A 15,572-nucleotide genomic window follows, 5' to 3' on the forward strand; every position below is an offset into this window, starting at 1 on the left:
GTAGAGTTAATTATGGCTAAGTTTTTTATTGATAGACCTGTTTTTGCATGGGTAATTGCTATCATGATGATGCTGGGCGGTGCTTTATGTATTAAGCTACTCGCTGTTGAACAGTATCCTGATATCGCACCACCAGCTGTTACGGTTTCTGCTGTTTATCCAGGGGCTGATGCTCAAACTATTGAGAATACAGTTACCCAATTGATTGAGCAAAACTTGACTGGTTTGGATAATTTGATCTATATGAAATCAACCAGTAGTGCCCAGGGGGTTGTACAAACAACTTTGACCTTTGCACCGGGTACTAGCCCTGATTTTGCGCAAGTTCAAGTTTTGAATAAAGTAGAGAGTATAAAATCACGCCTGCCAGAAAGTGTGCAAAAAAATGGGGTGTCGGTTGCTAAAAATAATACCAACTTCCTAAAAGTTATTGGTTTCTATTCTACCAATCCTCAAAAAACACAAGCAGATATTGCTGACTTTATTTATTCAACGGTACAAGATCAGATACGCCGTGTACAAGGGGTAGGTGATACTCAGTTATTTGGTTCTGAATATGCAATGCGTATTTGGTTAGATCCAAACAAACTTAATTATTTTAATCTATCTATTGAGGAAATTATTGCTGCCATTCAGGCACAGAATGCACAGGTTACTGCTGGGCAACTTGGTGCTTTACCAGCTACTGAAGGACAAGAGCTTAATGCAACCATTACAGCTCAATCACGGTTAAAAACACCTGAGCAATTTCAAAATATTTTAGTTCGAGTTAACACAGATGGTTCAAACATCTTATTAAAAGATGTCGCCAAAGTTGAAATTGGTGCAGCTGATTATAACTTTCTTTCACGTTATGACGGTAAACCATCAGCTGGTTTAGGTATTTATTTGGCGACAGGTGCAAACCAACTCGATACATCAGCAAAAGTTGACCAAAAAATTCAAGAGTTATCACAGATTTTTCCTGAGGATATCAAATTTGCCTATCCTTATGATACAACTCCGTTCGTTAAGTTATCGATTAATAACGTAGTTCATACATTAATTGAAGCAATCATATTGGTTGTTATCGTTATGTATGTCTTTTTACAAAATCTGCGTTCTACACTTATTCCAACTATCACCGTACCAGTTGTGTTGTTAGGTACGTTTGCAGTTTTATATATATGTGGATTTACTATTAATACGTTATCCATGTTTGCTATGGTGCTTGCCATCGGTCTTCTGGTCGATGATGCCATCGTGGTAATTGAGAACGTTGAACGTATTATGCATGACGAAGGACTTTCGCCTTATGATGCTACTGTCAAATCGATGGAACAAATTACTTCGGCACTAGTAGGTATCGCCGTGGTACTATCAGCGGTATTTGTACCAATGGCATTTTATGGTGGTGCAGCAGGGGGGATCTATCGTCAATTTTCAATCACAATTGTAACATCGATGGCTTTATCAGTATTGATGGCAATTGTATTAACACCAGCTCTTTGTGCGCAAATTTTAAAAGCGCCATCGAAAAATAAAGTTAAGATAACTACGCTAGGCGAAAAATTAGAAAGCATACCTCCGTTTAGCTGGCTTTCAATCGGAACTAAATGGTTTTTTAATAAGTTTAATAATTTATATAACAAGAGTTTACATGCCTATGAAAAAGGTGTGATTAAATTTATTCGTTATCCGCTAATTTCATTTGTTTGCTATGTCTTGATAGTTGTTGGCTTAGTGTTTGGCTTTAACCGTTTACCAACTGGTTTCTTACCAAATGAAGATCAGGGGGTGTTGATTGTAATGGTTGAGTTACCACCTGGTGCGACACTAGAACAAACCATGGGTGTATTGAACAAAACCTCTCAATTTTATATGAATGAAAAAGCCGATTCAGTTAAGGAAATCTTTACCGTTGCTGGTTTTAGTATGGTTGGTCGTGGACAAAACATGGGACTAGGTTTTATTCGCTTAAAAGATTGGGATGAACGGAAACGCCCGGATCAAAAAGTGGATGCATTAGTTGGTAGTGGTTGGGGATTTGCTTCTACTATTACTGAAGGTCGTGTCATTATTACTAATGTACCGGCTGTACCATCACTTGGTATGGCAAATGGTTTTTCTTACATGTTAAAAGATACCGCTGGACTTGGCCATGAGGCACTGATGGGGGCATTTTTCCAATTATTGGGTCAAGCTGCACAGAATCCTAATCTACAACAAGTTCGTCCAGGTAGTATGCTAGATGTTCCACAATATAAGATTAATGTTGATTTTGAAACTGCTCAAGCACTTGGTGTTGCAGTAAGTAGCGTAAATACCGTACTTTCAACAGCATTGGGTTCTGCTTATATTGATGATTTTGTTTATAACAATCGGGTTAAAAAAGTCTATTTACAATCTGATTCAGCTTATCGAATGTTACCTGATGATTTCAGCTTTTGGCATGTTAAAAATCAAAAAGGTGAAATGGTTCCTTATGATGCATTTGCTACTACAACTAAGAGTTATGGTTCGCCATCTTTAGTTCGTTATGATGGAGTTGCAGCGATGGGCATCAGTGGATCAGCTGCACCAGGTATGAGTTCTGGACAAGCTATGGCAATAATGGAAAAATTATCTAAAAACTTACCGAAAGGTTTCTCGTATGATTGGACAGATATTTCTTACCAAGAACGTCAAACAGGTTCACAAACGACAACGCTTTATTTTATCTCAATTATTGTAGTGTTCTTATCATTAGCTGCATTATATGAAAGTTGGACTGTACCTATTTCTATCTTATTCGTTATCCCATTAGGTATTATTGGTACTGTATATGCAACTATGTTTAGAGGCCTTGATAATGATATCTACTTTATCGTTGGTCTATTAACAACAATGGGTCTATCAGCTAAGAATGCTATTTTGATCGTAGAATTTGCTAAAGATGCACTAGAAAAAGAAGGTAAGTCATTAATTGATGCAACATTAGAAGCTTGTCGCTTACGCTTACGCCCAATTTTAATGACTTCATTTGCCTTTATCCTCGGTGTTTATCCACTGGCTACCAGTAGCGGTGCCGGTTCTGTAAGTCAGAAGGCGGTAGGTACAGGGGTTATTGGTGGTATGTTAACGGCAACGTTCTTAGCGATATTCTATGTTCCGTTATTCTTCTTATTTATAACGAAATTATTCACTAAACATAAGAATAAAGTGGTGTTGCCAGCTAACTATACTGGTAAAACAGAGAAATAGTTAATGAATAATTAATATGAACTTAAAGCACCAATAATATTGGTGCTTTTTTTTATCTAACTTTTAATTGATTGTTTATTTGATATTTTAATTTAACGTTTTTATTCGGTTGAAATAAAAGTTGAGGAAAGGGGTTTTTAGGCTATAAAAGCAGGACATTAATAAATAATAGTTTCAGGTTATCTATGTGATTTGATTAATTGTTGACTCATATGGGCATGGGTAATTGCTATGGCTAGTGCATCTGCCGCATCCGCCTGAGGACTTGCTGGTAATTTCAATAGTAGTTTAACCATATGTTGAACTTGTTTTTTGTCGGCAGCCCCAGTGCCAACCACACTTTGCTTAACCAAGCGAGCAGCATATTCAAAAACAGGTAAATCATGATTGACTGCAGCAACAATTGCAGATCCTCGTGCTTGGCCTAATTTTAAAGCAGAATCGGCATTACGTGCCATAAAGACTTGTTCTATAGCAAACATGTCCGGTTGAAATTGAAGAATAATTTCACTTACACCTGCATAGACACGTTTTAATCGTGTGGGTAAATCATCGACAGCAGTGCGAATACAGCCACTGCCAAGATAGGTAAGTTGTCGTCCCGTCTGACGAATTACGCCATAACCCGTCAAACGAGAGCCTGGGTCAATACCCAGAATGATAGTCATTAGAGTGTTGCAGCAACTTCGTCTGACACTTCTCCGTTATGATAAACCTCTTGAACATCATCACAATCTTCAAGCATGTCGATAAGACGTAGTAGTTTTGGTGCAGACTCAATATCAAGATCAACTTTGGTTGCTGGAATCATTGAAACTTCAGCAGATTCAGCTACTAAACCGGCTGCATCAAGTGCATCTTTAACTTCACCGAATGATTCTGGTGTAGTAAATACATCAATTGCACCATCATCATAAGTAACCACATCATCCGCACCAGCTTCAAGCGCAGCATCCATTACTTGATCTTCATCAGTTCCAGCAGGATAAGAGATTACACCTTTTTTAGTAAATAAATAAGACACTGAACCATCAGTACCTAAGTTACCACCAGTTTTAGTAAAAGCGTGACGAACTTCAGATACAGTTCGGTTTCGGTTGTCACTTAAGCATTCAACCATTACTGCAGTACCTGCAGGTCCATAACCTTCATAGATGATAGTTTCCATATTTGTATCATCTTCACCACCGACACCACGAGCAATTGCTCTGTTCATGGTATCTCGAGTCATGTTGTTAGATAATGCTTTGTCCATAGCAGCACGTAGACGAGGGTTAGACGCTGGATCGCCACCACCAAGTTTTGCTGCGGTTACAAGTTCGCGAATAATTTTGGTAAAGATTTTACCGCGCTTAGCATCTTGAGCTGCTTTGCGATGTTTGGTATTGGCCCATTTACTATGACCTGCCATAAAATTCTCCAGATTAAATAATTTAAAAATCGTGCTATTTTAACAAACTTTTAACTAAAGTTCATTATCAATCTATTTATTGATTTTATACTTGAATATAATCAGAATTTTTCTTATTTACACTTAAAGTATGAAAATGAAATGAACTGATTTTCATCAAAAGGTAAATTTAATTTTTATTTCTTATCAACAAAGAGAAATATAGCATAGGAAAAAAATTAACAAACAAAAAGCGCCTTATTGATTAGGCGCTTTTAAATTATCTAACAATATATGTTTAAGTATCGACTAACTCATTCCATATTGTTTTAATTTTTTGCGTAAAGTACCACGGTTGATACCAAGCATATTTGCTGCTCGAGTTTGATTGCCACGAGTATATTGCATAACCATATCAAGGAATGGGTGTTCAACTTCAGCTAACACTAATTCGTATAGATCAGTAGGATCTTCACCATTTAATTGTGATAAATAGTTTTTTAAAGCTTGTTTTACCGAATCCCGCAAAGGTTTTTGTGTTATTTGGTCTTGTGAGTTTACAGTTGTAAATTTAAGTGCTGCAGCTGTAACGCGTTGTTCTGACATAGTATATTTAACTCTTTTATTTGTTTCTAATTTGACTAAAAAATGCTTTTAGTGTTTTTACTTGCTCACTTGTATTGCTAAGTACACTAAATAAGCGCCTGAATTGATCACTGCCAGCATAGTTCTTGGTATACCAATTTACATGCTTTCTGGCAATCCGTAATCCTTTGTATTCTCCATAGAATTGATAAAGTTCTTCAAGGTGTGTTAACACTATTTGCTCAACTTCATCAATTGACTTATTTTTCTTTAACTGTCCGTGTGCTAAATAGAATGCAATTTCTTCAAATATCCAAGGTCGCCCTTGTGCCGCTCGGCCGATCATTATACCATCAGCTTGCGTATATTTAAAAACATCTTTTGCTTGTTCTGGGGTACAAATATCACCATTGGCAATTACCGGAATAGTTACCTTTTCTTTAACTGCTTTAATGGATTCATATTCGGCCTTTCCATTGAATAAGCATGCACGACTTCGCCCATGAATAGTAATGGCCTTTATGCCACAATCTTGCGCAATTTGTGCGATTTCAATGCAATTTCTATTATTTTTATCCCATCCAGTCCGAGTTTTTAATGTTACTGGTACATCAACAGCACCAACAACTTTCTGCAAAATAGTTTTTATCAGTTCTGGATACTGCATTAAAGCAGAACCAGCTAATTTTTTATTCACTTTTTTAGCCGGACATCCCATATTGATGTCAATTAACTGAGCGCCATGCTTGACGTTAAATTCAGCAGCTCTTGCCATTTCATCCGGCTCTGAGCCAACGATTTGAACTGCACGTATACCGACATCATCACTTGAAATCATTCTTAATGCTGATTTATCAGTATGCCAAACGTCAGAATTTGCTAAAAACATTTCAGAGACAGTCATCCCTGCACCAAATTTGTGACATAAGTTGCGAAACGGTTTGTCACTTATTCCTGCCATGGGGGCTGCAATCAGATTGTTTTTTAAGTTGACCTTGCCGATACTAAGCGAATTAAGGCCGGCTATATTACGCATTTTTTCTCGAAGTTAAAAGGGGTAATGTTAATTTTTTATAATTTTTTACCAGTTATACGGCACCATTCATCTTGTTCAATAACAGGATCAAGTACAAACTCAGTTTGATATGCATCACATACGCTTTGTGATTGATTAGCTAAGATACCAGATAGTCCAAGTTCTCCTGATGGTTTTACTAATTTACTAATCTGTGGTTTAAGTTCTTTCAATGGTCCAGCCAATATGTTAGCTACTACCACATCCGCTTGTAAATTATCAGGAATATCTTTTGCTAAATAAAGCTCAATCTTTTCACTTACTTTGTTACGTTCAGCATTGTCACAACTTGCTTGGATTGCTTGAGGATCAATATCAATGCCTATAACTCTTGCTGCCCCTAATTTTAACGCCGCAATGGCTAAAATACCTGAACCACATCCATAATCGATCACAATTTTGTTATTAAGATCGAGACTGTCTAGCCAAGTTAAGCATAAAGCTGTCGTAGGGTGAGTCCCTGTACCAAAAGCTAAACCAGGATCTAACATTACATTAACCGCATTGGGATCGGGTATTTCATGCCAGCTAGGGCAGATCCATAATCGTTTACCAAATTGCATTGGATGGAAATTATCCATCCATTCTCGTTCCCAGTCTTTATCTTCCAATTGTTCGATTTTATAAGAGTATTGCTCAAGATTTAAGATTGCTTTTAACTCATCAATATCTGTTTCAGCATCATATAATCCGACAACATCGGTATTCCCCCAAAGTTTTGTTTCACCAGGTAAAGGTTCAAAAACAGGGTTATCAAAAGTATCTTGAAAAGTGACTGACACTGCCCCTGATTCTTCTAATTGTTCGCTAATACTTTCAGCTAAATCACTAGTTGTGTTAATTCTGAGTTGAATCCAAGGCATAATATTTTCCCGTCTGGCCAAAATGATTGGCAATAATAAATATAACTAATCCAATAAGTAATGATGGCACTATTGGATGGAAAGCATAAATTTTAATGTTATAAACAGCAAGTAGTGTGTAGCTTATAGCACCAGCAATCATCGAGCAAAATGCCCCTGTTGAATTAGCTTTTTTCCAATATAGTCCGAGTACTAGAGGCCATAAAAATACTGCTTCAACTCCACCAAAGGCTAACAAATTAAGCCATATAATCATTTCTGGTGGGTTCCATGCTGCGACAATTAATAAACCACCAAAAATAAAGGTTATGATAATTGATATGCGAGTAAGTATTTTATCACTAAATTTAGTATTTGGTCTCATCGTTAAGAATAGGTCTTTAATAATTACTGATGAAATTTGTAATAATTGAGCATTAATGGTGGACATAATCGCTGATAATGGTGCTGCTAAAAAGATTCCTGCGGCTAAAGGTGGTAAAACCTTTATAATTAATGTTGGCACAATTTGGTCTGGAATAGTTAAATCACTTATTATTGCTCTTCCAAGGGCGCCAGATAGATGCATAGTTAACATGATGATTGTCACAACTGCAGTACCAATGATAATGCCTTGATGAACAGCTTTACTATCTTTATAAGCCATGCAACGAACAGCGGTATGTGGTAAACCAACAACCCCAAAGCAGACTAGAACCCAGAACGAAGCCATAAAAGGGAAGTCCATAAAATTGTCAGGGCCTTGAGGTGTTAATAAAGCAGGATTGATCTGATTTAAACGATCCATAATATTTGTAATGCCACCACCAGCATAAATAATGGCAACTAATAGCAAAATAGCGCCAATTATCATTACCAACCCTTGAAATGCATCATTTAATATGCTGGCTCTAAACCCGCCAAAGGCAGTATAAATTACTGTACCGATACCAAAAATAAGTAATCCTATATCATAGGGAATACCTACAGATGATTGTAACAATCGGGCCCCACCGACAAATTGTACGGTCATTGCACCAATAAAAGCCGCAATAAGAGCTATACTGGCAAACCATACAATTAGCTTGCTTTTATAATGAGAATAGAGCATATCACTTAGCGTTATTGCATTATATTTACGCGCTAGAATTGCAAATTTTTTGCCAAGAATACCAAGTGATAATAATACGGTTGGAACTTGAATCATCGACAACAGAACCCAACCGAGACCATATTTATAAGCAGCCCCTGGTCCACCGATAAAAGAACTGGCACTGATATAAGTTGCAGCTAAAGTCATTGCCAGTAAAAAACCGCCCATAGTCCGATTACCAATAAAATAATCAGTAAATTGGTTCATTTTTTTTCGTTTTGCATATGCATAAATTGATAACGCAAATACAAATATAAGATAAATAACAAGAGGGAGAATAATATCTAGTTGCACGGTTTACTGGCCTATTCTAGTGGAATATTTTTAAATTGTTTTTTTACTATAGCAAAACACAGCAAGATAAAACCCAATGGTACAAATATACAGGATAGTTCAAACCATAATGGTAAACCCAAAAATCCGGTTTGATTTTTGACAGTATATGCAGTAATTACCCATGCAGCGAAGTAAATGATAGTCAGTAGCAATGAAAGTTTTGCTTCTTTATTAGCTTGCTTGTAACGAGTATCCATATTAAATAAATGGTTAAGTGATTTGGGGTGGCTTAGAGTAAAAGAAAGTAGTTAACTTAGCAAGTATGTTGCAATTTATGCAACATAATATTTTAAATATATCAATTTCCGCAATTATACTTTTACGGTATAGTTCTTACAACTTGATTATAAGTAACTCAACTCATGGAGAGAATAATGTCAAATTATTTTAATACACTAAATTTACGCGAAAAATTAGAACAATTAGGTCAATGTCGTTTTATGGCGCGTGATGAATTTGCATCAGAAGCTAATTTTTTAAAAGGCAAAAAAATTGTCATCGTAGGTTGTGGTGCACAAGGTCTTAACCAAGGACTAAATATGCGTGATTCTGGTTTAGATATCGCTTATGCATTACGTAAAGAAGCCATTGATGAAAAAAGAGCATCATGGAAAAAAGCTACTGAAAATGGTTTTAAAGTAGGAACTTATGAAGAATTAATTCCAACAGCTGATTTGGTTATCAACCTTACTCCTGATAAACAACATTCTGCTGTAGTACAAGCTGTACAACCATTAATGAAAAAAGATGCGGCATTAGGTTATTCACATGGTTTTAATATCGTTGAAGTTGGTGAAAAAATCCGTCCAGATATTACTGTTGTTATGGTTGCGCCAAAATGCCCAGGAACAGAAGTTCGTGAAGAATATAAACGTGGATTTGGCGTCCCAACCTTGATTGCTGTGCATCCAGAAAATGATCCGAAAGGCGAAGGTCTAGCAATTGCTAAAGCATGGGCGGCTGCAACAGGTGGTCATCGTGCCGGTGTTTTACAATCCTCTTTTGTTGCTGAAGTTAAATCAGATCTAATGGGTGAACAAACTATTTTATGTGGAATGTTACAAACTGGATCATTACTTTGTTTCGATAAATTGGTCGCTGATGGAGTAGATCCTGCATATGCGTGTAAATTATTGCAATTTGGTTGGGAAACGATCACTGAAGCATTAAAACAAGGTGGTATTACCTTAATGATGGATCGTTTATCAAATCCAGCTAAATTACGTGCTAATGCATTAGCTAAAGAATTAAAAGTGATCATGACTGATCTTTATCGTAAACATATGGATGACATCATTTCTGGTGAGTTTTCATCTACTATGATGAGAGATTGGGCTAATGATGATGTTAATTTATTGAAATGGCGTAAAGAAACTGGTGAAACTGCATTTGAAAAAGCGGCAGAATATCAAGGTAAGATTGATGAACAAGCTTATTTCGATCAAGGTGTTGTAATGGTTGCTATGGTTAAAGCTGGTGTTGAACTTGCCTTTGAAACAATGCTTGAATCTGGCATTTTACCTGAATCAGCTTATTATGAATCATTACATGAGTTACCACTTATTGCAAATACTATTGCCCGTAAACGACTATATGAAATGAATGTTGTTATTTCAGACACCGCTGAATATGGTAACTATTTATTTGCCAATGCTGCTGTACCATTATTAAAAGAGAAATTTATGCCAATGTTACAAGCAGGTGATTTAGGAAAAGCAATTCCTGAAGGCAGTGTTGATAATGCGCAATTACGTGATGTTAACGAGGCTATTCGTCATCATCCAATCGAAGTTATTGGACGTAAACTTCGTAGCTATATGACTGATATGAAACGTATTAATGTTGCAAGTTAATTTTATCAATCGATTATTAAAAGGTGCTAAATAGCACCTTTTTTTATGCTAAAAATTTGTTAATTACAATTATATGAACTTACTATTTCTGTGCAAATTAAATTTGATCCGAAAGGATCATTAAGATCTAAATTTGGATCCAACTTAGATCATTTGGATCTTTAGTGAATAGTAATAAAACTTTTAAAAATTAAATAATTAAAAATTTCTTATTTTAAATTTTTATTTATTTTTTATATAAATTATGGTATATTTTGTTCAAATTTAGTTCAATTTGAAAGGATGAAATATCAATGAAAATGGCTTTTCGACCAACAGATAGCTGGCGTTGGTATTTTGATAATGAATATGACAGTTTAATGCTCGAAATTTCATCAGAAATGCTATTTCGTTGTAATTATGCTAGCAAAATATTAATCCCAGATGTATTTAATGAGTTTTCTTTTTCAGTTGATGATGCAACGGCTTACTACCAGTTTTATGATAGCTGTCAATCATTGGCGTTAACTGACTCACAAAAAATTGAATTATCCATTAATGCAATTGTTGCCGCAAACTTTTTAAAGCCACAAATGCCTAAAAGCTGGTATTTTTCTCAACAGCCAATGCTTTACCAGCCTAAAGTGGCAGATGTTGTTACTGTAAATATGCAAGAAACTGGCCAACAAATATGTTTATTGGTGGTTGAAGCGGGTGAGAACGCCTCACTTTGTATTATTGCTCAACCAACGTTTATAGCGATGAACAAAACCTTTTACTTTTCAGAAGCAATCAAAGTGATGAATGACAGATTAGCTTTAGTTAACACACTAGTAGAAACAGAAAATTCAATAGGTTCTGAGCATGAACAATTAGAATTAAAAGCTATTTCTTAATTAACATAATTTTATTTTAAATGAGTAGCTACCTCTACTCATTTATTCATTTGTAACATGGTGTAGTCTTCGTATCAATTTAATATTATTGAAAAAAGCTTAAATCGCATTTTATAATGATTCAAACAAAGTACAGTTGTAGAGTGCGAACACAGAAATATAAATAAAAATAACTTTCTAAACATCCATAATAACCTTTTATCTATATTATAATTTTAATAAATTTCTCGTTCTGCAAGAAAAGTTATTCTCATTTTGCCAGTTCTATAGTGATATCACCTTTTGGTATACAACTACAAGCAAGAATACGTTTATTTTGTTTTACTGCTGATTGAGTTAATGATTCTACATTGCCTTTTTTTAATAATACTGAGCAGCGGCCACAAACTCCGGCTCGACAAGAATTAGGTAGTGAAATATGATGTTGTTCGAGTTGTTCTAAAATTGTTTGCTGATTATTACCAACAATTTTTTTATCTTCGAATGTAATTGTACACGGTTGAGAATCTTTTGTTGCTTGTTTAGGGAAGTTTTTTATGTAATTTTTAGCTGGTTGCCGCTCAAGTATCTCAATTTTATCACCAATAGATACAGTGCCATGATTGCGAGCAATCATATTCATGCCGAAATCGATTTTACCTTCTCGATCCGCTCTAAAGTAACTTAAAGTTCTCAATGGTTCATTATTAGGTAATGCTTTGGCTGAATTGATATTGAATGTGGTTAATACACAACGAGTACAAGGTTTAACGATATCAAAAATTACTTCGCCTATTTTAATCGTTTTCCAGCCATCTTCAGCAAACGGAATAGCTCCATCAATAATAATATTGCCACGAAATTGGCGAATATCTAATTTTTCGGAGCACTGTTGTTCCAGATAATTGAATGAAGCTTGATTTAATAATAAATAAGGATAACCATCAGCAAAGCTTACCGGTACATCAGGATAGCGTTTAGTTTTTCTGGTTAGATGTTTACCTATCCAGCGTATTTGTACATCTTTTTCGAGAATATGACTAAAAAATTGATTAACTTTTATTGGTGCAATATGGGAAGTGAAGTGATTTCCCCAGACCTCTGTGGCTTCATTGCTTAATGAAAACTCATCAAAATCAATAATTATTGATTCGTTAGTTGGCAGCGAAACCGCTATCTGATTATTGTGTAATGTGGTTTTTAGTTTCAACAGTTCTGGATATTGTCTAGCCGTAATAAAAGTGCCATCAGGTTCACTTAACATCAAAACGCGGTCATGTTCAAAACCACCATCAATACTATTGGCTACTGTTAATGCAATACCTTGCATTGATTTAATCGGATAGATAAATAGTTGGTTAACTTTGATCATTATGTTTAAAAATTTAAATTTATTATTAAATAAAATTATATAGCCAATTTCTCATAGTAGCAGAATAAATACGGTAAATTATTTTAATTTACTTAATCATCTAATTTTTGATAACTGATATCAACAATAACGTAATACGTTTTACCATTAGGTGTTACAACTGATATTTCATCATCAATTTTATGACCTATTAACGCTCTAGCAACAGGACTATTGATGGATATCCAATTTCTCTTCGGATCGAATTCATCGGTCCCCACGATTCGATAAATATGTAATTTTCCTGAATCATCTTCTAATTTTACCCATGCGCCAAAAAAAACCTTACCCTCTTGACGAGGATCTGGATCAACGATAGTTAGGATCTCTAAACGTTTAGTCAGAAAGCGAACTCGTCTATCAATCTCGCGTAACCTTCTTTTTCCATAAATATATTCGGCATTCTCACTACGATCACCGAGTGCTGCTGCATCAGATACTGCTTGGGTTACTCTAGGTCTTTCTTCTTTCCATAAATATTTCAGTTCACGATCGAGTGCCAAGTAGCCTTCTCTTGTTATATAATTAGCTTTTTGCATGATGAATTTAAATTCCGTTAATCGACAAGATATACAGAGATACCATGATAAATAATCAAATAAGCCATATTATAGCGGGTGAATTAACCGTAAAACCAGAACAAGTTTTAGCAGCCATTCAATTATTAGACGATGGAAGCACCGTGCCATTTATTGCTCGCTATCGTAAAGAGGTAACGGGAGGATTAGATGATACCCAGTTACGTACTTTGGATAGTCGTTTAAGTTATTTGCGAGAACTTGAAGATCGTAAACTAACGATTTTAAAATCAATTGAGGAACAAGGTAAATTAACCTCTGAATTAAGCCAAAAAATTACCAATACCCTTAGTAAGACCGAATTAGAAGATCTCTATCTCCCTTATAAGCCAAAACGTCGTACTCGTGGGCAAATTGCAATCGAAGCAGGTCTTGAACCACTTGCTGATGATTTATGGCAACGCCCAGATCTCAATCCAGAAGCAGAAGCTGAAAAATATATTGATCCAGAAAAAGGCGTAGCTGATACTAAATCAGCATTAGATGGTGCGCGTTATATCTTAATGGAGCGTTTTGCTGAAGATGCGACTTTACTCGCTAAAGTTCGTCATTATCTTTGGAATAATGCCCACCTTGTTTCTCAAGTTATTACCGGTAAAGAGGAAGAAGGCGCTAAATTTAGAGATTATTTTGCTCAAAGTGAACTTATTTCAAAAGTGCCTTCACATCGGGCCTTAGCCATGTTTCGTGGTCGAAATGAAGGATTTTTACAACTTTCTTTAAATGCAGATCCTCAATATGAAGAAGCACCTAAAGAAAGCTATTGTGAGCAGATTATCACCGAACATTTAGGCATTAGATTTAATGATCAATTAGCCGACAAATGGCGAAAAGCTGTGATCAATTGGACATGGCGCATTAAAATCTTAATGCACATGGAAACTGAACTTATGACTACGCTGCGAGAACGAGCCGAAGAAGAAGCTATTAATGTTTTCGCCGCTAATCTACACGATATGTTAATGGCGGCACCGGCGGGCATGAAAGTCACCATGGGGATGGATCCAGGTTTGCGAACTGGTGTTAAAATTGCCGTTGTTGATGCCACCGGAAAATTAGTCGCAACAGAAACTATCTATCCTCATACCGGTCAGGCGGATAAAGCGGCAATGGTTGTTGCTGCGTTATGTATAAAATATCAAGTTGAACTTGTCGCAATCGGTAATGGTACTGCTTCACGAGAGACTGAACGTTTTTATCTTGATGTTCAGAAAAAATATCCAGAAGTCAAAGGTCAAAAAGTAGTTGTAAGTGAAGCTGGTGCATCTGTTTATTCGGCTTCAGAACTTGCGGCACAAGAGTTTCCTGATTTAGATGTATCAATTCGGGGAGCAGTTTCAATTGCTCGACGCTTACAAGATCCATTAGCTGAATTAGTGAAAATTGATCCAAAATCGATAGGTGTTGGTCAATATCAACATGATGTAAGCCAAACTCAACTTGCGAAAAAACTTGATGCGGTGGTTGAAGATGGGGTTAATGCGGTAGGGGTTAACTTAAATACCGCTTCAATGATGCTACTTGCACGTATTGCCGGCCTTAATAAAGTAATTGCTCAAAATATTGTCGATTGGCGTAACGAAAACGGTAAATTTGCCGATAGAAAACAATTATTAAAAGTGCCACGATTAGGTCCCAAAGCTTTTGAACAATGTGCTGGCTTTTTAAGAATTATGGAAGGTGCAAATCCGCTTGATGCATCAGCCGTTCATCCGGAAGCCTATCCTGTTGTTGAAAGGATTTTAGAAAAAAATCATAAAGCCTTAAAAGACATTTTAGGTGATTCGAATTATCTTAAATCACTAAAAGCTATCGATTATGTGGATGACCATTTTGGTGTACCGACAGTAACGGATATTATTAAAGAATTAGATAAACCAGGGCGCGATCCTCGGCCAGAATTTAAAACCGCACAATTTGCCGATAATATTGAAACAATGGAAGATTTAAAAATTGGCATGATTATGGAAGGAGCGGTAACTAATGTAACTAATTTTGGCGCTTTTGTGGATATCGGTGTGCATCAAGATGGTCTAGTTCATATTTCAGCATTATCAGATCGATTTGTTGATGATCCGCGAAGCATAGTAAAAGCAGGCGATATTGTTAAAGTGAAAGTAATAGAAGTTGATATTGCCCGAAAACGTATTGCTTTATCAATGCGTTTAGATGATACAGCTACGCCGAAACTTGATAGTAGCAGATCGGCTAACAATAAGGTATCTAATAAAAATCAATCTGCTGCCACGCTGACTAACAGTGCTATGGGGAAT

General features: G+C 36.0%; 12 protein-coding genes and 1 pseudogene. 4 read left to right on the forward strand and 9 right to left on the reverse strand.

Annotated features, from left to right (window positions below):
• Positions 1–12: 12 nt before the first annotated feature.
• A complete protein-coding gene (locus tag H3T56_RS09385) occupies positions 13–3,222 on the forward strand; it encodes an efflux RND transporter permease subunit (protein ID WP_086361191.1) in 3,210 nt (1,069 codons plus the stop codon).
• A 179-nt stretch (positions 3,223–3,401) separates the two neighbouring features.
• Here H3T56_RS09385 and ruvC read toward each other — a convergent pair whose 3' ends face one another.
• The 7 genes from ruvC to H3T56_RS09420 all read right to left on the reverse strand — a co-directional run bounded on the left by ruvC (position 3,402) and on the right by H3T56_RS09420 (position 8,800).
• Entirely contained in the window at positions 3,402–3,890 is a 489-nt protein-coding gene (gene ruvC, locus H3T56_RS09390) for a crossover junction endodeoxyribonuclease RuvC (RefSeq protein WP_034901596.1), read from the reverse strand.
• Complete coding sequence (locus tag H3T56_RS09395; RefSeq protein WP_034901594.1) at positions 3,890–4,633, reverse strand: YebC/PmpR family DNA-binding transcriptional regulator; 744 nt, start codon at positions 4,631–4,633, stop codon at positions 3,890–3,892. Before H3T56_RS09395 ends, ruvC begins: the two co-directional genes overlap by 1 nt.
• Before the next feature lie 288 nt (positions 4,634–4,921).
• A complete protein-coding gene (gene fis, locus H3T56_RS09400) occupies positions 4,922–5,218 on the reverse strand; it encodes a DNA-binding transcriptional regulator Fis (RefSeq protein WP_034883623.1) in 297 nt (98 codons plus the stop codon).
• A 16-nt stretch (positions 5,219–5,234) separates the two neighbouring features.
• Complete coding sequence (dusB, locus tag H3T56_RS09405) at positions 5,235–6,233, reverse strand: tRNA dihydrouridine synthase DusB (RefSeq protein ID WP_034901591.1); 999 nt, start codon at positions 6,231–6,233, stop codon at positions 5,235–5,237.
• A 35-nt stretch (positions 6,234–6,268) separates the two neighbouring features.
• A complete protein-coding gene (prmA, locus tag H3T56_RS09410; protein ID WP_198192797.1) occupies positions 6,269–7,135 on the reverse strand; it encodes a 50S ribosomal protein L11 methyltransferase in 867 nt (288 codons plus the stop codon).
• On the reverse strand, positions 7,110–8,561 hold the full coding sequence (gene panF / locus H3T56_RS09415; RefSeq protein ID WP_198192798.1) for a sodium/pantothenate symporter: 1,452 nt from the start codon (positions 8,559–8,561) through the stop codon (positions 7,110–7,112). Before panF ends, prmA begins: the two co-directional genes overlap by 26 nt.
• An 11-nt stretch (positions 8,562–8,572) precedes the next feature.
• Complete coding sequence (locus tag H3T56_RS09420; protein WP_034901581.1) at positions 8,573–8,800, reverse strand: YhdT family protein; 228 nt, start codon at positions 8,798–8,800, stop codon at positions 8,573–8,575.
• Positions 8,801–8,977: 177 nt separating this feature from the next.
• On the opposite strand from H3T56_RS09420, the gene ilvC reads away from it, so the two are divergent.
• The gene (gene ilvC / locus H3T56_RS09425; RefSeq protein ID WP_065650927.1) at positions 8,978–10,456 is read left to right on the forward strand and encodes a ketol-acid reductoisomerase; all 1,479 of its coding nucleotides are present in this window, start codon (positions 8,978–8,980) and stop codon (positions 10,454–10,456) included.
• Positions 10,457–10,749: 293 nt separating this feature from the next.
• On the forward strand, positions 10,750–11,331 hold the full coding sequence (locus tag H3T56_RS09430; protein WP_082205054.1) for a cell division protein ZapC: 582 nt from the start codon (positions 10,750–10,752) through the stop codon (positions 11,329–11,331).
• A gap of 250 nt (positions 11,332–11,581) precedes the next feature.
• Here H3T56_RS09430 and H3T56_RS09435 read toward each other — a convergent pair whose 3' ends face one another.
• Together H3T56_RS09435 and greB are read right to left on the reverse strand one after the other, a co-directional pair.
• Positions 11,582–12,682 carry a YcbX family protein gene (locus H3T56_RS09435; RefSeq protein WP_198192800.1) on the reverse strand — a complete coding sequence of 367 codons (1,101 nt, stop codon included), beginning with the start codon at positions 12,680–12,682 and terminating at the stop codon, positions 11,582–11,584.
• Positions 12,683–12,774: 92 nt separating this feature from the next.
• Positions 12,775–13,260 (reverse strand): transcription elongation factor GreB, encoded by a 486-nt coding sequence (greB, locus tag H3T56_RS09440; protein ID WP_065650925.1) that lies wholly within the window; start codon positions 13,258–13,260, stop codon positions 12,775–12,777.
• A gap of 44 nt (positions 13,261–13,304) precedes the next feature.
• Here greB and H3T56_RS09445 point away from each other — a divergent pair.
• Positions 13,305–15,470: pseudogene (locus H3T56_RS09445) on the forward strand (Tex family protein); the annotation flags it as partial.
• Between the last annotated feature and the right edge of the window lie 102 nt (positions 15,471–15,572).

The organism is Gilliamella sp. W8123 (genome assembly GCF_016101085.1).
Taxonomy (GTDB): domain Bacteria; phylum Pseudomonadota; class Gammaproteobacteria; order Enterobacterales; family Orbaceae; genus Gilliamella; species Gilliamella apis.

Bases quoted from the DNA above. Each gene is read 5' to 3' on its own strand.
- H3T56_RS09385 (WP_086361191.1), top strand. From the start codon at position 13: ATGGCTAAGTTTTTTATTGATAGACCTGTTTTTGCATGGGTAATTGCT.
- fis (WP_034883623.1), bottom strand. From the start codon at position 5,218: ATGTCAGAACAACGCGTTACAGCTGCAGCACTTAAATTTACAACTGTA.
- ruvC (WP_034901596.1), bottom strand. From the start codon at position 3,890: ATGACTATCATTCTGGGTATTGACCCAGGCTCTCGTTTGACGGGTTAT.
- H3T56_RS09420 (WP_034901581.1), bottom strand. From the start codon at position 8,800: ATGGATACTCGTTACAAGCAAGCTAATAAAGAAGCAAAACTTTCATTG.
- dusB (WP_034901591.1), bottom strand. From the start codon at position 6,233: ATGCGTAATATAGCCGGCCTTAATTCGCTTAGTATCGGCAAGGTCAAC.
- H3T56_RS09435 (WP_198192800.1), bottom strand. From the start codon at position 12,682: ATGATCAAAGTTAACCAACTATTTATCTATCCGATTAAATCAATGCAA.
- ilvC (WP_065650927.1), top strand. From the start codon at position 8,978: ATGTCAAATTATTTTAATACACTAAATTTACGCGAAAAATTAGAACAA.
- greB (WP_065650925.1), bottom strand. From the start codon at position 13,260: ATGCAAAAAGCTAATTATATAACAAGAGAAGGCTACTTGGCACTCGAT.
- H3T56_RS09395 (WP_034901594.1), bottom strand. From the start codon at position 4,633: ATGGCAGGTCATAGTAAATGGGCCAATACCAAACATCGCAAAGCAGCT.
- prmA (WP_198192797.1), bottom strand. From the start codon at position 7,135: ATGCCTTGGATTCAACTCAGAATTAACACAACTAGTGATTTAGCTGAA.
- H3T56_RS09430 (WP_082205054.1), top strand. From the start codon at position 10,750: ATGAAAATGGCTTTTCGACCAACAGATAGCTGGCGTTGGTATTTTGAT.